Here is a 20,361-nt window from a genome sequence, read left to right as displayed (position 1 = left end):
GCGTCCTTTCCTGCAACGACGCCCGCTCATGTCCGACACCCTCCTGTTGATCGAAGATGATCGCCCATTGGCCGCATTGACGGCCGAGTTCCTGCGCGCGGAAGGTTTTACCGTTGCGGTGGAACACCGTGGTGACCGCGCGGCGCAACGCATTGTCGACGAGCAGCCGGCATTATTGATTCTGGACGTGATGTTGCCCGGCCTTGACGGTTTCTCCCTGTGCCGGCAGATCCGCGCCCAGTATTGCGGCTTGATCCTGATGATGACCTCGCTGGATGAAAACGCCGAGCAATTGACCGGGTTCAATGCCGGGGCGGACGACTATGTGGTCAAGCCGGTCGACCCGCTCCTGCTGCTGGCCAGAATCCGCTCGTTACTGCGCCGCCACCCGCAGGCGCCTCGGGCGTTTTATCAGTGGCACAGTTTTCGACTGGAGCTCAATAGCCATTTCGCCTGGCTCGACGAGCAGCCCTTGCAGTTCTCGGTCGCCGAGTTCGAACTGCTCGCGATTTTCGCCCGGCACAGCGGCGTGTTGCTCACACGGGAGAAACTGCTTCAAAGCCTGCGCGGCCTGGAGTACGACGGGCTCAATCGCTCTGTCGATATGCGCGTTTCGCGCTTGCGTAAAAAGCTCATGAGCCTGGCGTGCCCCGTGACCATCCAAACCATCACCGCACAAGGCTATCTGTTTGTCGAAATTCCTCAGGGCGGTCGACATGTCGAGTAAGTTCAAACCCTGGATGGCACTGGTGGCCGGAGCAGGCTGGGCCGGCTTGACCTTTTATCTGTTATGGCTGTGTGCCAATACCGCCGTGTATGTGGGTGAGTACAGCTTTTTGCGCTTGATGGCGGGGCCAGGCTACCTGGTGGCGGAACAACTCAAAACCTTGCCTGCCGATCAACGCGAGGCGCGCATGCAGACGCTGCGCGAACGCTTCCAATACCCGGTGGCCCTGATAAAGCTGAAGGATGTCGAGCTGCCACCGGAAGCGCTGATCATGTTGAAGCATCAGCAACCCGCGCAAAACAGCGATGAAGACATGACTTACTTCCCCTTCGACGACGAGACAGCCATCCAATTCGGCCCGCTATGGGGCACCGCCGAGGTCAAGGACCTGCTGACATTTCCGATATATTGGGTGACGGCCTGCATCGCAGCCCTGCCTTTAGTGTTGCTGCTCTGGATCAGCCTGCGCACACGCCGCCAGCGCAGCCTCGACCTTGATACGCTCAATGGCTGCCTGGGTGAACTGGCCCATACGCCCAATGCCCTGCTGCCGGCCATGGGCAAGGAATGGACGCCGTTGCTGCACACCCTGCAACAGCATGCGCAACACATCACCGCCATGGGCGAGCGCCATCGCGAAGTCTCCCAGGCCGTGTCCCACGAACTGCGCACGCCACTGGCGCGCATGCGCTTCGCCTTGACCTTGCTCGGCAAGAGTGAAGACGCCGCCACGCGCAACCGCCTGGAGAAACGCCTGCAAATTGATGTCGAGGAACTCGAGGCCCTGGTTCGCGCCAGCCTGGCCTTTGCGCGGATGGCCGGGGCGCCGAGCGACCTGCACTATGAGCCGATCCCCATCCGTGACTGGTTGCATCAGGAGTTTGCCCTGCTTGACGGGCACCATCGTCGGCTGAGCCTGGAAATCGAGCCATTGCACCTGGAGCTGATCGGTGACCGCGCCTTGTTGCATCTGATTGTGCGCAACCTGCTGAGCAATGCCATCACCTACGCTCGCGATCAGGTGCGTGTCAGTGCGGCGTACCACGACCCGCATCATCTGGTACTGCATGTCGATGACGACGGCCCGGGCGTGGTCGCGGAAAACCGTGAAAAAATCTTCGAACCCTTTGTCCGGCTGGCCATGGGCGGCGATGAACCCGGCGGCTTCGGCCTCGGTCTTGCGCTGGCAAAACGCGCCACCCAGTGGCTGCGCGGTGAACTGTCAGTGACTCGCAGCCCGCTGGGCGGCGCACGCGTGAGCCTGGTCCTGCCGCTGCGCCCGCAATGACCCGGACGTTACAGCCGGTGACAGTAGAGCTTTGCGATAGCTTGTAACCTCTGCGCCTGAACCAGGTCGGAGAGCCCTTTCATGTGTTTCACCAAGAAATCCGCGCTTGCCCTGATGCTGTCGCTGTGCCTCGTGACGGGCGCGGTTTTACCCCGTTGCGCTTCTGCCAAGACTGCGGTGACGCCACCGGCGGCGTTCAACAGCGGCTACCGGGTAGATGGCAGACCACTTGACGAAGCCCCTGACGATCCAGTGTTCATCGCCGCACCGGGCGTCAGCGCGATGATCAGCCCTGATAATCAACCTTGGTTGAATAACATCTGGGACAACCTGCAACGCCGCTCGTTGAGGTCCCATGATTATTATGCCAATGCCCTCAAACTGCTGGGCATGGTCGTCATGTCCGGGCATTGGGAGCGGCAAAGCCCGGCGCTTCAAAAAAAGCCCACGCACCTGCCTGAATATCAGCCACTGTCTGAAGCTGCTGCGCACGGCACCATGGCATATGTGTTGCGCGCGCCGTTGATGTTCGCGCGGGGGATGATACTCAAGAAGCTGCTGCGACGGCGTGCCATGGGCTGAATGATAAAACCTGCGCCATAAAAAACCCCGCCTGCATCACTGCAGGCGGGGTTTTTCAGTAGCCGGGTAAGGCTGGCTTACATCATGCCGCCCATGCCACCCATGCCGCCCATGTCTGGCATACCGCCACCACCTGCGCCTTCAGCCTTTGGCTTGTCGGCAATGGCCGCTTCGGTGGTCAGGATCAGACCGCCGATGGAAGCAGCTGCCTGCAGCGCGGAACGAGTCACCTTGGTTGGATCCAGGATGCCCATTTCGATCATGTCGCCGTAGACGCCAGTCGCAGCGTTGTAACCGTAGTTACCCTTGCCGTTCTTGACTTCGTTGACCACAACGCTTGGCTCGTCGCCGGAGTTGGCAGCGATCTGGCGCAGCGGTGCTTCAACGGCGCGGCGCAGTACAGCGATACCGACGTTCTGGTCAGCGTTGTCGCCGGTCAGATTGGTCAGGGCTTCCAGAGCACGGATCAGCGCAACGCCACCGCCAGGTACCACGCCTTCTTCAACGGCTGCACGGGTTGCGTGCAGGGCGTCTTCAACGCGGGCCTTCTTCTCTTTCATTTCAACTTCGGAACCGGCGCCAACCTTGATCACTGCAACGCCGCCGGACAGCTTGGCCAGACGCTCTTGCAGTTTTTCACGGTCGTAGTCCGAGGACGTCTCGGCCACTTGGGCACGGATCTGGGCGATACGCGATTCGATGTCGCCTTCAACGCCAGCACCGTCAACGATGATGGTGTTTTCCTTGGAGATGGTCACGCGCTTGGCGCTACCCAGGTTTTCCAGGGTGGCGCTTTCCAGGCTCAGGCCGATCTCTTCGGAGATGACGGTACCGCCGGTCAATACGGCGATGTCCTGCAGCATGGCCTTGCGACGGTCGCCGAAGCCTGGAGCCTTGACGGCTGCGACTTTGACGATGCCACGCATGTTGTTCACAACCAGGGTCGCCAGGGCTTCGCCTTCAACGTCTTCGGAAACGATCAGCAGTGGGCGACCGGCTTTGGCAACGGCTTCCAGCACTGGCAGCATTTCGCGGATGTTGGAGATCTTTTTGTCGACCAGCAGGATCAGCGGGCTGTCCAGCTCGGCAACCATGGTGTCCGGCTTGTTGACGAAGTACGGGGACAGGTAGCCACGGTCGAACTGCATGCCTTCTACAACCGACAGTTCGTTTTCCAGGCCCGAGCCTTCTTCAACGGTGATCACGCCTTCTTTACCGACTTTTTCCATGGCTTCGGCAATGATGTCGCCGATGGAGCTGTCGGAGTTGGCGGAGATGGTGCCTACCTGAGCGATAGCCTTGGTGTCAGCGCATGGCTTGGACAGGTTTTTCAGCTCGGCAACGATGGCGATGGTCGCCTTGTCGATGCCGCGCTTGAGGTCCATCGGGTTCATGCCGGCAGCGACGGCTTTGTAGCCTTCGTTGACGATGGCCTGGGCCAGCACGGTCGCGGTGGTGGTGCCGTCGCCGGCGTCATCGTTGGCACGGGAGGCAACGTCTTTGACCAGCTGCGCGCCCATGTTTTCGAAACGGTCTTCGAGCTCGATTTCCTTGGCTACGGAAACGCCGTCCTTGGTGATGGTCGGAGCGCCGAAGCTCTTCTCGATGATCACGTTACGGCCTTTCGGGCCCAGGGTCGCTTTTACTGCATCAGCCAGGACGTTGACACCGGTGAGCATTTTCTTGCGGGCGGAATCGCCGAATTTAACTTCTTTAGCAGCCATGATCGATATTCCTTAAATACTTTGTAGTAACGGGAAAATGAGCGGGGAATCAGCCTTCCAGTACAGCGAGAATTTCGTTCTCAGCCATTACCAGCAGGTCTTCGCCGTCGACTTTCACAGTGTTGCTGCCGGAGTAAGGGCCGAAAACAACCTTGTCACCCACTTTCACGGCCAGCGCACGTACTTCACCGTTTTCCAGGGTCTTGCCTGGGCCAGCAGCGACGATCACGCCGTGGTTGGCTTTTTCAGCAGCCGAACCTGGCAGGACGATCCCACCGGCGGTTTTCTTTTCTTCTTCGCTGCGACGGATGACGACGCGGTCGTGCAGAGGACGAAGCTTGCTCATTGTCGATCTCTCCTAATTGTATGTTTCATCGGCCGGTATCAATTCCGGCGGGTTAAATTCCGGCGGTGCCGGTCGCGGCTCGCAGGGCGAACCGCGGAAGTCTGTCTAGTGTCACCACCAGAAACCTTGCGGTGACCGTTACATAAGGGCGGCCAGGCTTATTACAAGGGGCAGCGAATGAATTTTTTTGTGTTTTGCTCAGGGAAGAAGGCAACACGGCACCCGAAGATGCCGTGCCGGTGAAGCGGTTATTTACTGTCGCGGTGTTCGAATTCGCCTTCGATCACATCACCTTCTCGCCCCAGAGGCTGGCGCGGGGCCGGGCCGCCACGGGGTTGCAGGTCGTCGGCAAACGCGCGCTGGCGCACGGCCGCTTCTTCGGCACGCTGGCGCATCTTGCCGGCCAGCAGTTTGCGCGTAACCGGCAGCAGCATCACCAGACCGACCACGTCGCTGATAAAGCCCGGCAGGATCAACAGGCCACCGGCCAGGGCCATCATCAGGCCTTCGAGCATGGTCTGGGCGGGCAGCTCACCGCGGTTCAGGCTTTCACGGGCGCGCAGGGCGGTCGCCAGGCCGGCGACGCGCAGCACCAGCACGCCGAGCATCGAGCCGAGAATGATCAGTAACAGTGCCGGAAAAAATCCGATCGCACCGCTGACTTGAACGAATACGAACAGCTCCAGCACCGGGAACAATAGAAAAAGCAACAAAAAAGGGCGCATCAAATGGTTCCTCAACGCAAGAATGCCTTGCTAGTTCACCCTAGATGACGTCGCCTTTTCGTGAATTCAAGCGCTAATGTCTGATTTTTTCGGCCAGGTCTGGGCGTGAGCCAATGAAACCAGGGCTTCGCGTACTTGTGTCGGCGTGTTGCAAGACTCGGCAAACGGCAACCAGTGCAGGGACTGGCCAATGCGCAGGTGCATGCCTTCGCTGTCGATGCCGGCCAGTTGCGCAGGCTCGGTCGTCGGCAAACCGGCGAGGTCGACATAATGGGCGATGGCCTTGGCGTGATCGCTGTTCATGTGTTCGATCATGCTGCGCTCGGCCTTGCCGGCGAACGGATTGGCCAGGGTCAGTTGATCGACCCAGTGGATCGCGCCAAACCCACCGATATAACGGTGGCGCACCGGCTTGAGCACCCAGAAATCGAAATCGTGGGCCTGGTGGTAATTGGCCGAGTCAGGGAAGTAGCGGTAGTAGCGCTCGGCAGCGGCTTCGATGCTGGCGGCGTCTTCCAGCTTGTGGGCTTCAGCCAGGTAGGTCAGGCGCCCGACGGCCTGCACATCATCGGCTTCGCGCTCCCCGACCAGTAACGAACACTTGGGGTCCTTCTGCAAATTGTGCGTGTGCTGGGCGATGCGACTGATCAGGATCAGCGGCTGGCCGTGTGCGTCGAGGCAGTACGGCACGACCGAACCGAAGGGAAAACCGGGCATGGCTTTGGACAGTGTGGCCAAGGCCCCACGGTATTCCTTGAGCAACAGCTCTCGGGCGTTCCTGGCAACGTGCGCGCTCAATGTATGACTCCTGGGTTGTCCCGCCGCCCATGGCATATGGGAATGGATCTCAACACAAGGTAATCAATATCCGCGCAGGTTGCCAGAGTGCTCGATGCCGCTTTACCAGGCCACGCCAAAGCCTGCGGTGTAGCGGGTCTTGCTCAAGCTGCTGTCGGAGTCGCCGCTGATGACATCGCGCTCAGCCTTGAGATTGAGCGACGCCCATTCAGTGACTTTGTAGCGCAGGCCCATCTCGGCATCCAGGGAATACTCGGCCGGACCGTCCAGCGGCTTGCCCACCTCGCCGTTGGTGAAGAACTCAACGGTCTTGCCTATCAGGTAGCGGTTGTAGTTCCACTTCATGGCCAGGGAGTAGAAGTTGTCCTTGCCGCCATCGGCGTATTCGTAATCGGTGCGGTTGACCAGCGAGCCCAGGGAGAACGCGCCCAGTTCATCGTCCCAGAACTGATAACCAGGGCCCGTACCGACGGTGCGTTGGCGTGCCAGGTCTTCGATCTTGTCGCGCTTGTAGGTCAGGCGGCCCTGCCAGAACCAGTGCTCGGTGAAGAAGCGGTCCAGGTCGTATTCCAGGGCCCAGTTGTCGGTGGTGGTGACGTCGTCCTGGAACTCGCGGTTGTATTCGCCCTTGCCCGTGTGGCGCCACTGGCCGTGACGAGCCGAGGTCTTGAAGTCGATGTCGTAGTCGTTGGTGTCTTTGTCGGCGCGCTTGTAGTCCAGCGCCAGGTCGACGTTGCCCTTCCAGACCAGGTCTTCGATCACAGGCTTGGGCTTGAGGATCTGCTGGATGCTGGCCAACTCCACGGTCTTGGGCGCTTCGCCATTGGCCAGCACGACTTTGCCATCCTCTGCAGGCTTGAGGGACTTGGCCTTTTCACCGGCATAGGCGTCCTGCTTGACCAGCAACTCCTGATCACTCTCCAGGGTTTTCACCTGCTTCCAGTCCACCGGGATCGCCCCGCCGTAGCTGGTCTGGATCAGCAGCTTGCCGCCGTCGAAGACTTTGATCTTGCCGGTCAGGCGGTCACCGTTCTTCAACCAGACGGTATCGGCGAGCAAGGGCGTGGAAGCACTGAGGACAGCAAGGCACAGCAGGGTTCTGGACAACATAAGCGGATACGGGGCTCGGGGTTGGCGAAAAGAAGACGCTATCGTGTTAGATAGCCTGAACTGACTCAACTATTTATATTGAGTTCAATTCTCAACGGCAAGTTTACAGACGTTTCTTACAAAACACCGACGTTCCAAACGGATAGCCTCACAGTGAATGAACCCGCCGACACCCCGCAAAGCCCCGCCGACATGCGCCGCACCGCGCTTTACCTGACGCTGGCGCAAGTACCGCCAGGTTGCGTGGTCAGTTATGGCGAGTTGGCGCACCTGGCAGGCCTGGGCCGCGCCGCGCGCTGGGTCGGGCGCACCTTGAGCCAGCTTCCCGCCGATACCCGATTGCCCTGGCACCGTGTGCTGGGTGCCGGTGGTCGGATAAGTCTGCCGCCGGGCAGTGCATCCGGTGACGAGCAACGTGCGCGTTTACGCAGCGAAGGCGTCACTATCCTGAACAATCGTGTTGATATTCAGCGCCATGGCTGGCGTCCGGTAGAGCACAGCGGTTAGAGTGCGCGCTTTGTTTCCGCAAATCTGAGGCAGACTCCAGCCCATGCCCCGTAAAACCTGGCGCGCCGCGCTCGCCGCCTATGCCAGCCCCTCGACGTTAGTGCTGTTGTTGCTCGGTTTCGCTGCCGGCCTGCCTTATATGTTGGTGTTCTCGACGCTGTCGGTGTGGCTGCGCGAAGCCGGCGTTGCCCGCGAGACCATCGGTTATGCCAGCCTGATCGGGCTGGCCTACGCCTTCAAATGGGTCTGGTCGCCGCTGCTCGACCAATGGCGCCTGCCGTTGCTCGGAAAACTCGGGCGCCGACGTTCCTGGCTGGTGCTCGCCCAGTCGCTGGTGATCCTCGGATTGATCGGCATGGGCTTTTGTGACCCGCAAAAACACTTGTCCTGGCTGATCGCCATTGCCGTCGTCGTGGCCTTCGCGTCGGCCACCCAGGACATCGCCGTCGATGCCTATCGCCTGGAAATCGCCGACGACAGCCGCCAGGCGGCGCTGGCCGCCAGTTATATGTCCGGTTATCGCATCGCCGCCCTGCTCGCCACGGCCGGTGCGCTGTTCTTTGCCGAGGGCTTCGGCTCCACCGGTTTCAACTATAAACATTCGGCCTGGACCGGCACCTATGTGCTGTTCGGCGTGCTGATGGTCCCGGCGCTGCTCACCACGCTGTTCATGCGCGAACCCAACGTGCCGCTGCGCACCCAGTTGCAGGCCGGGCGCTACAGCTTCGCGCATCAGCTGGTGTCGGTGTTCGTGCTGATCGTGCTGCTGGTGTCGGTGCCGGCGATGTTTACCCAGCTGTACAACACTGACTTCGCCAGCGTGCTGTTCCAGGGCGTGAGCCTGTGGGAATTGCTGATGGAAGACCGCGCGTTCCTGCGCGCCATCCTCTATATCCTGTTGACTGCAATGTGTCTCTCCGCCATGGGCCGACGTGGCCTGGCGCCGGTGCTGACGCCGGTCAACGACTTCATCCTGCGCTACCGCTGGCAAGCGTTGCTGCTGCTCGGCTTGATCGCCACCTACCGCATGTCCGATACGGTCATGGGCGTGATGGCCAACGTGTTCTATATCGACCAGGGTTTTACCAAGGACCAGATCGCCGGGGTCAGCAAGATCTTCGGCCTGATCATGACCCTGGTCGGCGCCGGCATGGGTGGCCTGTTGATCGTGCGGTTCGGGATCCTGCCGATCCTGTTCATCGGCGGCGTGGCCTCGGCCGGCACCAATCTGTTGTTCGTGATGCTCGCCGACATGGGCCCCGACCTGCAGATGCTGATCGTCACCATTTCCCTGGATAACTTCAGCTCGGGTCTGGCCACATCGGCGTTCGTCGCTTACCTGTCGAGCCTGACCAACCTCAAGTTCTCCGCCACCCAATACGCCCTGCTCAGCTCGATCATGCTGTTGCTGCCGCGCCTGATCGGCGGGTATTCGGGGGTGATGGTGGAGAAGTTCGGCTATCACAACTTCTTCATGATCACCTGCCTGATGGGGGTGCCGACGCTGTTCCTGATTGCGCTGCACTGGTTCCAGGAAAACCGGCGGATTCGGCTGAATCCCCCCGTCGAAGACTGACACGCCTCGGTCAATGTGGGAGGGGGCTTGCCCCCGATGGCGGTGGAACAGCTGAGTATCTTGCAGTTGACACACCGCTATCGGGGGCAAGCCCCCTCCCACATTGGATCTCCCACAGCCAGTCAGATCCCCCGCGACGTCACGCCTGTACTCCAGCGGCAACCGCCCGTACAATCCCAAGTCATTTCAAGTCCAAGCAACCGACAACGGCCTACCATGCGTACCAGTCAATATTTGCTCGCCACACAGAAAGAAACGCCTTCCGACGCGGTTGTGATCAGCCATCAGTTGATGCTGCGCGCCGGCATGATCCGCAAACTGGCCTCGGGCCTGTACACCTGGCTGCCCATGGGCTTGAAGGTGATGCGCAAGGTCGAAGCCATCGTTCGTGAAGAAATGAACGCCGCCGGCTCTCTGGAAGTGTTGATGCCGAGCACCCAACCGGCTGAACTGTGGCAGGAATCCGGACGTTGGGAAGAGTACGGCCCCGAGCTGCTGCGCTTCAAGGACCGTCATGGCCGCGATTTCTGCGCCGGCCCGACCCACGAAGAAGTCATCACCGACCTGATGCGCAACGAGTTGAGCAGCTATAAACAACTGCCGCTGAACCTGTATCAGATCCAGACCAAATTCCGTGATGAAATCCGCCCACGCTTCGGCTTGATGCGCGGCCGTGAATTCATCATGAAGGACGCCTATTCGTTCCACGCCGACCAGGCGTCGTTGCAGGCGACCTACGACCGCATGCACCAGGCCTACTGCAATATCTTCACGCGCCTGGGCCTGAAATTCCGCCCGGTTGAAGCGGACAACGGCTCCATCGGCGGTGCCGGCTCCCACGAGTTCCACGTGCTGGCCGAATCCGGCGAAGACGACATTGCGTTCAGCAATGTTTCGGACTACGCGGCGAACGTCGAAAAAGCCGAAGCCGTACCGCGGGAAACCTCGCGCCCAGCCCCGGCTGAAGAGCTGCGCCTGGTCGATACCCCGGACACCAAGACCATCGCGGCCCTGGTGGAGAAATTCAATCTGCCGATTGAAAAGACCATCAAGACCCTGATCGTGCACGCCGAAGAAGAAGGCAAGCTGATCGCCCTGGTGATCCGTGGCGACCACGAGCTCAACGAAATCAAGGCGGCCCAGCAACCTGGCGTGGCCAGCCCGCTGGTCATGGCCAGCGATGCCGAACTGCGCGACGCCATTGGCGCCGGCGCCGGCTCCCTGGGCCCGCTGAACCTGCCGCTGCCGATCATCATCGACCGTTCGGTCGAGCTGATGAGCGACTTCGCTATCGGCGCCAACATCGACGACAAGCACTACTTCGGTGTGAACTGGGAGCGCGACCTGCCGGTGCCGACCGTGGCCGACCTGCGTAACGTCGTGGCCGGCGACCCGAGCCCGGATGGCAAGGGCACCCTGGAGATCAAGCGCGGCATCGAAGTCGGGCACATCTTCCAGCTGGGCAACAAGTACAGCAAGGCGATGAAGTGCGAAGTGCTGGGCGAGAACGGCAAGCCGATCACCCTGGACATGGGCTGCTACGGCATTGGCGTTTCCCGTGTGGTCGCCGCCGCCATCGAGCAGAACAACGACGAGAAAGGCATCATCTGGAGCGACGCCCTGGCGCCGTTCCAGGTGGCGCTGGTGCCGTTGCGCTATGAAACCGAGCAAGTACGCGAAGCCACCGACAAACTGTATGCCGAACTGACGGCCGCCGGTTTTGAAGTGCTGCTTGATGACCGGGACAAGAAAACCAGCCCGGGCATCAAGTTCGCCGACATGGAGCTGATTGGCATCCCGCACCGGATCGTGGTCAGTGACCGCGGCCTGGCCGATGGCAATCTGGAATACAAGAGCCGGACCGAAGCCGAGGCCCAACCGTTGCCGGTGGCTGACGTGCTGTCTTTCCTTCAGGCGCGTATTCGTCGCTGAAAACCAGATCAAGAGAAGTCATGTTCAAGCGAAACACCAGAGCCCTGGGGGGCGCCGCCTTGTGCGGCGCCCTGCTGGTCAGCGGCTGCGCCAACCAGATGTCGCAACGCAGTGAGCACGAGGAGCGGGTCGAGCGCAAGTTGCTCGACCACAGCCTGCAGATTGATGTCGGCGAGCCCAAAGTGCTGGAACTGCCGCAACGCCGGGTTCGGATTCACGAACAGAAGACGTTCGAGGTCACCGAATTCGAAGTCACACGGCGTTACGACCGCTACACGCCCTACCAGCCCTGGCGCAAACTCTATGAGATGCCACTGGGTGCCGTTGCCTTGGTGGCCGGCGCGGGCGCCAATGTGGCGAATATCTTCGCCCTCGGCAACCTGCCTGCCAGCATGACGCGCGATTGGCTGAGCTACGGCGTGGACGGCATCAACCCGTTCATGAACGTGCAATCCCACGGTCGTGCGCAACAGAACCTCGCGGCTATCGATGAAGTGCAGCGTGACAAGCGCCTGGAATATTCGAGCCTGCCCTGGAGCGAACGCCCGGTACAGGTCACCGCCGGCAAACAAACCCATGAGCTGACCACCGACCGCGACGGCGTGCTGCGCCTGAACCTGTTGGACAGTCCGTTTGCCGAGCAGGACCTGAACCGCATCACCACCTTGAAGATCAGCGTGGAAGACGGCCAGGACGATGTGCACACGGATTCGACCCTGGCGGTCAGCAACACCCTGCGCGGCAAATTGCTGGAAGCCCATGGCCTGATCTATGACGATTTGGAAGACGACGAAGTCAACCAGTGGGTGCACCGGGTCAAGCGCCTCTCGGAGCTGGGCCTGGAAGAAGAAGCCAGCGAACTGGAGCAAAGCCTGATTGAACTGACGCGCAACGATCCGGAATTGCAGCAGGAGTTTTTGCAGGCACTGGCCAAGGATGCGGGGCGACTCGTCGCAGATCCCGGCGCGCGCTGATCCCAGGCTGTTTTTGTAGGAGCGAGCTTGCTCGCGAAAAACTCACAGGCACCGCGTTCTTCCAGGAAACACGCGTTATCGTTGACGTTTTTCGCGAGCAAGCTCGCTCCTACAGGGGCACCCTCGGTTCTACCAGGAAAACTCGAGCTGTTCGTTACCACTGCTCAAATCCAGCAACCTCACCCCAATCCCCAACAACCGCACCGGCTTACCCCCACGGTTAAATGCCTGGGTCATCAGCTGCTCATAACTCTCCAGATCCCGCCCCGCCCCGGCCTGCTCCAGAGTGGTCTGGGTAAAGTCATGAAACTTGACCTTCACGAACGGCTTGCCTGCCCGGTAGCTGCTGTCGATACGCGCCATGCGCCCCGCCAGGGTTTCCAGCAACTCGGGCAGCTTGGCCAGGCAGCTTGAAAGATCCGGCAGGTCCACATCGTAGGTATTTTCCACACTGATGGATTGCCGCCGGCTGTCGTTCTGCACCACGCGGTCATCGATCCCACGGGCAAGACTCCAGAGACGCTCACCGAAACTGCCGAATTCGCGCACCAGCGCCAGCTTGTTCCACTCGCGCAGTTGCAGGCAATCCTCAATGCCCAGGCGCGCCAGCTTGTCGGCGGTGACCTTGCCCACACCGTGCAATTTACTCACCCGCAACTGCGAGACGAACTCTTCGACCTGGTCCGGGGTAATCACAAACAGGCCGTTGGGTTTCTTCCAGTCGCTGGCGATCTTGGCCAGAAACTTGTTGGGCGCAACGCCGGCGGACACGGTGATGTGCAACTGATTGGACACACGCCGGCGAATGTCCTGGGCGATGCGCGTGGCACTGCCGCCAAAGTGCGGGCTGTCGGAGACGTCGAGGTAGGCTTCATCCAGCGACAACGGCTCGATCAGGTCGGTGTAGTCGCGAAAGATCGTCTGGATTTCCTTCGACGCTTCTTTATAGGCATCCATACGCGGCTTGACGATCGTCAGGTCCGGGCACAGCTTCAATGCGTGACGCGATGACATCGCCGAGCGCACCCCGTAAGCCCGCGCTTCGTAATTGCACGTAGCGATCACCCCGCGCCGGTCCGCCGAGCCACCGACAGCCAGGGGCTTTTGCGCCAGGCTCGGGTCATCGCGCATCTCGATGGCGGCGTAGAAGCAATCACAGTCGACGTGGATGATTTTGCGCTGCGTCATATAAACGGGGTGTGAACCAACGGGTGGCCAGTATCGCATTCACCCCTGTATATAGCACCAGTAGTTTGAATCTTCCGTCCGAGCGGTAGGAAATATCTCAGATGAATTGGTTTTCTCAATCGAATTCAACCTTCCAATAGAGCTGGAAGCCCTGGCCTGACTGGCCCGGCGCCCTTTCGACACCTGCCTTGGAGAGCTAACCAATTGAACCACAAGCGCTTTTGTTCGATTTTAGGGTTGACACACTCGCGTTCCTCTGTAGAATGCCGACACACAGACGCGGGATGGAGCAGTCTGGTAGCTCGTCGGGCTCATAACCCGAAGGTCGTCGGTTCAAATCCGGCTCCCGCAACCAAACATCAAAAAAGGCTACTCGAAAGAGTGGCCTTTTTTGTGCGCGCCTGTTTTTACCCCACCCCCTTGTAGGAGCGAGCTTGCTCGCGAAAAACTCAAGACACCGCTGGCTACTGAAGCGCTGCGTTATCGTTGAGGCTCTTCGCGAGCAAGCTCGCTCCTACAATGGGCGGTGCCAAGGCCTTGATTTTGAATAAAACCCACTTATTTGAGCCATTGCCGCATTAACGGTTGACACCTCGGCGCTGGACTGTAGAATGCCGCCCACAGACGCGGGATGGAGCAGTCTGGTAGCTCGTCGGGCTCATAACCCGAAGGTCGTCGGTTCAAATCCGGCTCCCGCAACCAAACATCAAAAAAGGCTACTCGAAAGAGTGGCCTTTTTTGTATCCGGTGAAAAAGTTCTTCTGAAACAATGGCATGGCATCTTTCATGAAACCGTAGACGGTTTGCAGAGTCCATCTCATTGCACGCTATGCGCTATGCTCAAGCGCTACCCTCTACGACCAATGGCCGCAGTCGCCGCACTCGGTGATCCGCGTTAATATTTGTAATTATTTTGTCCATAGGGATTGGTAACTTGGCTGGATACCCCCATCCTGTCGCGCACAATCCACGAGGTGATTGATGCGCGCCAACTCGTCTGAACCACAAGACACTGTCACAGCGGAACAACCGATCCCTCCCACCCGTTTGCGTTGGCTGGATCTGTTGAGCAAATACCGTCAGCCCATCGGCCTGGCCGTGACCTTGCTGCTGTTTGCCATTGCCCTGATCGCCTGCCGACATCTGTTGTTGGAGCTCGATCTCTACGCCCTCCACGACTCGATCCTGGAAGTGCCCAAGCCTGCCTTGATCGGCGCATTTGCGGCGGCGGTGGCCGGTTTCATCATTCTGTTGGGCTATGAATTCTCCGGCGCACGTTATGCCGGCGTGAAACTGCCCGCCAAGACCCTGGCACTGGGGGGCTTCACCGCTTTTGCCATCGGCAACGCCATTGGCTTGTCGATGCTCTCGGGCGGCTCGGTGCGCTACCGTCTATATGCACGCCACGGCATCGGTGCTTCGGAAGTCGCGCACATGACCGTGTTCGCCAGCCTTGCGCTGGGCTGCGCGCTCCCGCCCCTGGCCGCTTTGGCCACGCTGAGTAACCTGCCGGCGGCCTCGACCTACCTGCATTTGTCGCAAAGCCTGCTCGGCGGTGTTGCCGGTGCCGTGCTGCTGTTGTCGGCCATGTTGTGTATCGGTATTTATCGCCGCCGCCTGCCGGAACAACCCTACCCGGATAACCTGCTGGTCAAGGCCGGGCGCCGCACCCTGCGCCTGCCGGGCCGTCGCTTGACGTTCCTGCAGTTGATCATCACCGCACTGGATGTCGCCGCCGCCGCCACGGTCCTGTATATGTTGCTGCCGGAAGCGCCGCCCTTCGGCCCGTTCCTGCTGGTGTACCTGCTGGCCCTCGCCGCCGGCGTGCTCAGCCATGTACCGGGTGGCGTGGGGGTGTTCGAAGCGATCCTGCTGGCGGCCTTCGCCGACAAACTCGGCGCTGCGCCACTGGCCGCCGCCCTGCTGCTGTACCGGATGATCTACGTGGTATTGCCACTGTTGATCGCCTGTATCTTCCTGCTGGTCAACGAGGCCCAGCGCCTGTTCCAGACCCAGCAGAGCCTGCGCGTCGCCTCCGGCCTTGCGGCACCGGTGCTGGCCGTACTGGTTTTTTTGTCCGGCGTGGTCCTGCTGTTTTCCGGCGCCACGCCGGAGATCGATTCACGCCTGGAAAACATCGGCTTCCTGATTCCCCACCGCCTGATTGACGCGTCGCACTTCGGCGCCAGCCTGATCGGCGTGCTGTGCCTGTTGCTGGCCCAAGGCTTGCGTCGACGTTTGTCGGCGGCCTGGATGCTGACCATGGTGCTGCTGCTGGTAGGCGCCCTGCTCTCGCTGCTCAAGGGCTTCGACTGGGAAGAAGCCAGTCTGATGACCATGACTGCCGTGCTGCTGGCGATCTTCCGACGCTCGTTCTACCGCGCCAGCCGCTTGACCGAACTGCCCTTCTCGCCGCTGTACCTGGTGGCCAGCGTGTGCGTGCTTGGCGCGTCGATCTGGCTGCTGCTGTTCGCCTACCAGGACGTGCCCTACAGTCACCAACTGTGGTGGCAGTTCACCCTCGACGCCAACGCCCCGCGCGGCCTGCGTTCGTTGCTGGGCGCCGCTGTCCTGCTGGTGATCGTATCGCTGACCTGGCTGCTGCGTACCGCGCGCCCGGTCATCCATCTGCCGACCCCGGACGAACTCGAACGCGCCTCCAAAATCCTGATGGCCTCGTCCCAACCCGACGGCGGCCTGGCGCTGACCGGCGACAAGGCATTGCTGTTCCACCCCAATGACGAAGCCTTCCTGATGTATGCCCGGCGCGGGCGCAGCCTGGTGGCCTTGTATGATCCGATCGGCCCGACCCAGCCGCGCGCCGAGATGATCTGGCAGTTCCGCGACCTGTGCGACATTCACCACGCACGGCCGGTGTTCTATCAAGTGCGTGCCGAGAACCTGCCGTACTACATGGATATCGGACTCACCGCGATCAAGCTGGGCGAAGAAGCCCGCGTCGACCTGAAACGCTTTGACCTGGAAGCCAAGGGCAAAGAGATGAAGGATTTGCGCTACACCTGGAACCGCGGCACCCGCGACGGTCTGTCCCTGGAGATCTGCGAGCCGGGCACGGCGCCGATGGATGAATTAAAAGTTATCTCGGACGCTTGGCTTACCGGTAAGAATGTGCGCGAAAAAGGCTTCTCCCTGGGCCGCTTCAGCGACGACTACCTCAAACACTTCCGTATCGCGATCATTCGCTTCGAAGGGCGCCCGGTGGCCTTCGCCAACCTACTCGAGACGTACAACCATGACCTGGCCAGTCTCGACCTGATGCGCGCCCACCCGGACGCACCGAAGCTGACCATGGAATTCATGATGGTCGGCCTGATTCAACATTATAAGAACCACGGCTACGCACGCTTCAGCCTCGGCATGGTGCCGTTGTCGGGCCTGCAACCCCGGCGTGGCGCACCACTGACCCAACGCTTGGGCTCGATGGTGTTCCGCCGTGGCGAGCAACTGTATAACTTCCAAGGTTTGCGCCGCTTCAAAGACAAGTTCCAGCCTGACTGGGAACCCCGTTACATGGCCGTGCCCGCAGGACTTGATCCGCTGGTGGCACTGGCCGATACCGCCGCCCTGATCGCGGGCGGCTTGACTGGATTGGTGAAACGCTGATGATTCGACGCTCCTGGCGGTATGTATTGGCTGTTGTAGTGCTGCTCGCGCTGGTCCTGGGCGGCGGTTACTGGTACTGGAACCGCCCCGCCCCACAGCCGACCCTGGAGCAGATGCCCCAGGCCGATGGCTCGGTGATGACCCGCGTAAGCCCTGCCGGCACGGTAAAGGCCCGCGTGGCAGTGGCCGTGATGGCCGACGCAACCCTGACCGACAGCCAACTGATCGCCCTCAGCCAGGGTGGCTCGGCGCAGCTCGTTCAGGTGATCCTGCCCAAGGATGACTGCAAGCTGCAGGAGCAAGCGCTGCAAAGCGCCCTGGCCCAGCTTAAAGGCCCGGCGACCCTGGTCAGCGGCATCGGCCCTGGCGCGGCGCTCGCCTGGCGCTGGCTGGCCACACAGAGCGACGACAAGGCCAACGCCATTTCCGTCGGCTTCGCCCTGAAACAGGAAGGCTGCAACGACCCACTGCCGAAAACCGCCGCCCATGGCAACTGGCTGGTGGCCTGGAATGACAACCCTGACGATGAAAGCGCCAGCTTCGTACGTGACACACCGCGCGCCACCACCAGCATCAGCGACTACGACATTCATTACCCCCAAGTGCTGAACAACGAGCTGCGCAAGCAACTGGTAGGTTCGGACAACGGCGGCCTGGCGATTCCTGTAGTGGAAGTGCCGGCCGGCCAGGCCAAAGACACCGTGACCCTGTTCCTCTCCGGTGACGGCGGCTGGCGTGACCTGGACCGTGACGTGGCCGGCGAAATGGCTAAGATCGGCTACCCGGTGGTCGGCATCGACACCCTGCGCTACTACTGGCAGCACAAAACCCCGGAACAAAGCGCCAAGGACCTGACCGAACTGATGCAGCACTACCGGCAGAAATGGGGCACCAAGCGCTTCGTGCTGACCGGTTACTCGTTCGGCGCCGACGTCCTGCCGGCTATCTACAACCGTATGCCGGCAAACGAACAGCAACGGGTCGACGCGATCATCCTGCTGGCCTTCGCCCGCACCGGCAGCTTCGAAATTGAAGTGGAAGGCTGGCTGGGCAACGCCGGCAAGGAAGCCGCGACCGGCCCGGAAATGGCCAAGCTGCCCCCCGAGAAAGTGGTGTGCATCTATGGTGCGGAAGAAGTCGACGAGAGTGGCTGCACGGACAAGACTGCCGTGGGCGAAGCCATGAAGCTGCCCGGTGGGCATCACTTCGATGAGAACTACCCGGCGCTGGCCAAGCGGTTGGTGGATATCATTGTGAAACACCAGGCCAAAGCGGAGTAATCCCAGGCTGCACACAAAACTAAATGTGGGAGGGGCGGTGCGACGATTCGACTTGCCCCCGATAGCGGTGGATCAGTCACTACATCATTGACTGACAGTCTGCCATCGGGGGCAAGCCCCCTCCCACAGTTGTATTGCATTGTCAGCTGGATCTAACGCGGCTCGATATGCGCAATCATCAACTGCACTGTCTCATTCCCACGAAACTCGTTCACATCCAGCTTGTAGGCCAACTCCACCCAGCGCACGGTCGGGTTCGGCCAGATTTCACGGTCTACCCCAAACGCAATGCCATCAAGCTTCACCGCCCCGCACTCGCTCTTGAGTACCACCTTCAAGTGCCGCTCGCCCACTACCCGCTGTTCCACCAGCTGAAACACACCGTGAAACAACGGCTCGGGAAAGTGCTGCCCCCAAGGGCCGGCATGGCGCAGCGCGCGGGCCAGTTCCAGATGAAACTCTTCCACCGCCAGGGTGCCATCGGAGAGCAGGCGTCCGGTGAGGTCTTCTTCGCGCAGTTGCCGACGCACTTCGGCATCGAAAGCCTCGGCGAACAAGGGGAAATTCGCTTCGGGCAGGGTCAGGCCCGCCGCCATCGCGTGGCCGCCGTATTTGGCAATCAGGTTGGGGTGCTGGCTGGCAACCACCGCCAGCGCGTCACGGATATGAAAGCCTTGTACCGACCGCCCGGAGCCTTTGAGCATGCCATCACCGGCATCGGCAAACGCGATGGTGGGACGGAAATAACGCTCTTTCATGCGCGACGCCAGAATCCCGATCACCCCCTGGTGCCACTCCGGGTCGAACAGGCACAAACCGTACGGCATTGACTCCACCGGCAAATCCTTGAGTTGAGCCAGGGCTTCGCGCTGCATGCCCTGCTCGATGGATTTGCGGTCCTGGTTCATGCCGTCCAGTTGTGCGGCCATTTCCCGCGCCGCGGCAACATCGGTGGTCAGCAGGCATTCGATGCCCAGGCTCATATCGTCCAGGCGCCCGGCCGCATTGAGCCGTGGGCCGAGAATGAAGCCCAGGTCGGTGGAGGTGATGCGGGCATGGTCGCGCTTGGCCACTTCGAGGATCGCCTTGATCCCCGGCCGTGCGCGACCGGCGCGGATACGCTCCAACCCTTGATGCACCAGGATGCGGTTGTTGGCGTCCAGCGGCACCACGTCGGCGACGCTGCCCAGGGCCACCAGGTCGAGCAGTTCACCCATGTTCGGCTGCGGGCTGTTGTCATACCAGCCGAGGCTGCGCAAACGCGCGCGCAGGGCCATCAGTACGTAGAAGATCACGCCCACACCGGCCAGTGCCTTGCTGGGGAACGTACAGCCTGGCTGGTTTGGGTTGACGATCGCGTCCGCCGCCGGCAGTTCGTCGCCCGGCAAGTGGTGATCGGTCACCAGCACCTTCAGCCCCGCCGCCTTCGCCGCCGCCACGCCCTCGACGCTGGAGATGCCGTTGTCCACCGTGATCAGCAACTGCGGCTCGCGCTGCAGCGCCACCTCAACGATCTCCGGCGTCAGGCCGTAGCCGTATTCGAAACGGTTGGGCACCAGGTAATCAACATGCGCCGCACCGAGCAAACGCAGGCCCAGTGTGCCTACGGTGCTGGCGGTGGCGCCGTCGGCGTCGAAGTCACCGACGATCAGGATCCGCTGGCGCTGCTCCAGCGCGGTCACCAGCAGGTCGACGGCGGCATCGATGCCCTTGAGCTGCTGATAGGGAATCAACCGCGCCAGGCTCTTGTCCAGCTCGGCTTCCGATTGCACCCCGCGCGCGGCGTAGAGACGGGTCAGCAGCGGTGGCAATTCACCAAGGAATGGCAGGACGGCGGGCAAGGGACGGGGATCGATACGCATACGGGGGTGATGACTTCTCTACTGATTCAACGGATAAACAACAATTCAAAATTCAACAAAGATCAAATGTGGGAGGGGCGGTGCGACGATTCGACTTGCCCCCGATAGCGATCTATCA

The 20,361-nt window shown here is 60.8% G+C and carries 16 protein-coding genes and 2 tRNA genes; 11 read left to right on the top strand and 7 right to left on the bottom strand.

Annotated elements, in window-relative coordinates; all coding sequences use genetic code 11:
* The first annotated feature begins 28 nt into the window (after positions 1-28).
* The 3 genes from BFQ00_RS25780 (at position 29) to BFQ00_RS25770 (ending at position 2,597) form a co-directional block, all read left to right on the top strand.
* A complete protein-coding gene (locus tag BFQ00_RS25780; RefSeq protein WP_065887547.1) occupies positions 29-727 on the top strand; it encodes a response regulator transcription factor in 699 nt (232 codons plus the stop codon).
* Positions 717-2,015, top strand: a complete 1,299-nt coding sequence (locus BFQ00_RS25775; protein WP_065935130.1) for a sensor histidine kinase — start codon at positions 717-719, stop codon at positions 2,013-2,015. The genes BFQ00_RS25780 and BFQ00_RS25775 overlap by 11 nt, the downstream gene beginning before the upstream one ends.
* Positions 2,016-2,096: 81 nt before the next feature.
* The gene (locus tag BFQ00_RS25770) at positions 2,097-2,597 is read left to right on the top strand and encodes a hypothetical protein (protein ID WP_065935129.1); all 501 of its coding nucleotides are present in this window, start codon (positions 2,097-2,099) and stop codon (positions 2,595-2,597) included.
* Between the two features lie 77 nt (positions 2,598-2,674).
* Here the strand turns inward: BFQ00_RS25770 and groL are convergent, their stop codons facing one another.
* The 5 genes from groL to BFQ00_RS25745 form a co-directional block, all read right to left on the bottom strand.
* Positions 2,675-4,321, bottom strand: coding sequence for a chaperonin GroEL (groL, locus tag BFQ00_RS25765; protein ID WP_065887544.1), 1,647 nt, complete (start codon positions 4,319-4,321; stop codon positions 2,675-2,677).
* A gap of 49 nt (positions 4,322-4,370) precedes the next feature.
* Positions 4,371-4,667 carry a co-chaperone GroES gene (groES, locus tag BFQ00_RS25760; protein ID WP_017846112.1) on the bottom strand — a complete coding sequence of 99 codons (297 nt, stop codon included), beginning with the start codon at positions 4,665-4,667 and terminating at the stop codon, positions 4,371-4,373.
* 248 nt (positions 4,668-4,915) lie between these two features.
* Complete coding sequence (locus tag BFQ00_RS25755; RefSeq protein ID WP_065887542.1) at positions 4,916-5,392, bottom strand: FxsA family protein; 477 nt, start codon at positions 5,390-5,392, stop codon at positions 4,916-4,918.
* Between the two features lie 66 nt (positions 5,393-5,458).
* Positions 5,459-6,190, bottom strand: a complete 732-nt coding sequence (locus BFQ00_RS25750) for a HugZ family pyridoxamine 5'-phosphate oxidase (protein WP_065935128.1) — start codon at positions 6,188-6,190, stop codon at positions 5,459-5,461.
* Between the two features lie 102 nt (positions 6,191-6,292).
* The gene (locus tag BFQ00_RS25745; protein ID WP_065935127.1) at positions 6,293-7,300 is read right to left on the bottom strand and encodes a DUF481 domain-containing protein; all 1,008 of its coding nucleotides are present in this window, start codon (positions 7,298-7,300) and stop codon (positions 6,293-6,295) included.
* A 192-nt stretch (positions 7,301-7,492) separates the two neighbouring features.
* On the opposite strand from BFQ00_RS25745, the gene BFQ00_RS25740 reads away from it, so the two are divergent.
* The 4 genes from BFQ00_RS25740 to BFQ00_RS25725 all read left to right on the top strand — a co-directional run bounded on the left by BFQ00_RS25740 (position 7,493) and on the right by BFQ00_RS25725 (position 12,289).
* Positions 7,493-7,807: an MGMT family protein gene (locus BFQ00_RS25740; protein WP_240995416.1), complete on the top strand. Its 315-nt coding sequence runs from the start codon at positions 7,493-7,495 to the stop codon at positions 7,805-7,807.
* Between the two features lie 43 nt (positions 7,808-7,850).
* Positions 7,851-9,383, top strand: coding sequence for an AmpG family muropeptide MFS transporter (locus BFQ00_RS25735; RefSeq protein WP_065935126.1), 1,533 nt, complete (start codon positions 7,851-7,853; stop codon positions 9,381-9,383).
* Between the two features lie 216 nt (positions 9,384-9,599).
* On the top strand, positions 9,600-11,315 hold the full coding sequence (locus BFQ00_RS25730; RefSeq protein ID WP_065935125.1) for a proline--tRNA ligase: 1,716 nt from the start codon (positions 9,600-9,602) through the stop codon (positions 11,313-11,315).
* A 20-nt stretch (positions 11,316-11,335) separates the two neighbouring features.
* Complete coding sequence (locus BFQ00_RS25725; RefSeq protein WP_065887536.1) at positions 11,336-12,289, top strand: hypothetical protein; 954 nt, start codon at positions 11,336-11,338, stop codon at positions 12,287-12,289.
* 129 nt (positions 12,290-12,418) lie between these two features.
* On the opposite strand, the gene dinB is transcribed toward BFQ00_RS25725, so the two are convergent.
* On the bottom strand, positions 12,419-13,477 hold the full coding sequence (dinB, locus tag BFQ00_RS25720) for a DNA polymerase IV (protein ID WP_065895127.1): 1,059 nt from the start codon (positions 13,475-13,477) through the stop codon (positions 12,419-12,421).
* Positions 13,478-13,755: 278 nt separating this feature from the next.
* Between dinB and BFQ00_RS25715 the strand changes: the two genes are divergently transcribed.
* From BFQ00_RS25715 to BFQ00_RS25700, 4 genes are all read left to right on the top strand, one after another.
* Positions 13,756-13,832, top strand: a tRNA-Met gene (locus BFQ00_RS25715).
* A 270-nt stretch (positions 13,833-14,102) separates the two neighbouring features.
* Positions 14,103-14,179: transfer RNA gene (locus BFQ00_RS25710), tRNA-Met, on the top strand.
* 279 nt (positions 14,180-14,458) lie between these two features.
* Positions 14,459-17,101, top strand: a complete 2,643-nt coding sequence (gene mprF, locus BFQ00_RS25705) for a bifunctional lysylphosphatidylglycerol flippase/synthetase MprF (protein WP_065935124.1) — start codon at positions 14,459-14,461, stop codon at positions 17,099-17,101.
* Positions 17,101-18,381, top strand: a complete 1,281-nt coding sequence (locus BFQ00_RS25700) for a virulence factor family protein (protein WP_065935123.1) — start codon at positions 17,101-17,103, stop codon at positions 18,379-18,381. The genes mprF and BFQ00_RS25700 overlap by 1 nt, the downstream gene beginning before the upstream one ends.
* A 152-nt stretch (positions 18,382-18,533) precedes the next feature.
* On the opposite strand, the gene recJ is transcribed toward BFQ00_RS25700, so the two are convergent.
* Positions 18,534-20,243, bottom strand: a complete 1,710-nt coding sequence (gene recJ / locus BFQ00_RS25695; protein ID WP_065935122.1) for a single-stranded-DNA-specific exonuclease RecJ — start codon at positions 20,241-20,243, stop codon at positions 18,534-18,536.
* Positions 20,244-20,361 lie beyond the last annotated feature (118 nt).

Source organism: Pseudomonas sp. 28 E 9, from assembly GCF_900004785.1.
GTDB classification, from domain to species: domain Bacteria; phylum Pseudomonadota; class Gammaproteobacteria; order Pseudomonadales; family Pseudomonadaceae; genus Aquipseudomonas; species Aquipseudomonas orientalis_A.
This window is presented reverse-complemented; position numbering and strand designations above follow the sequence as displayed.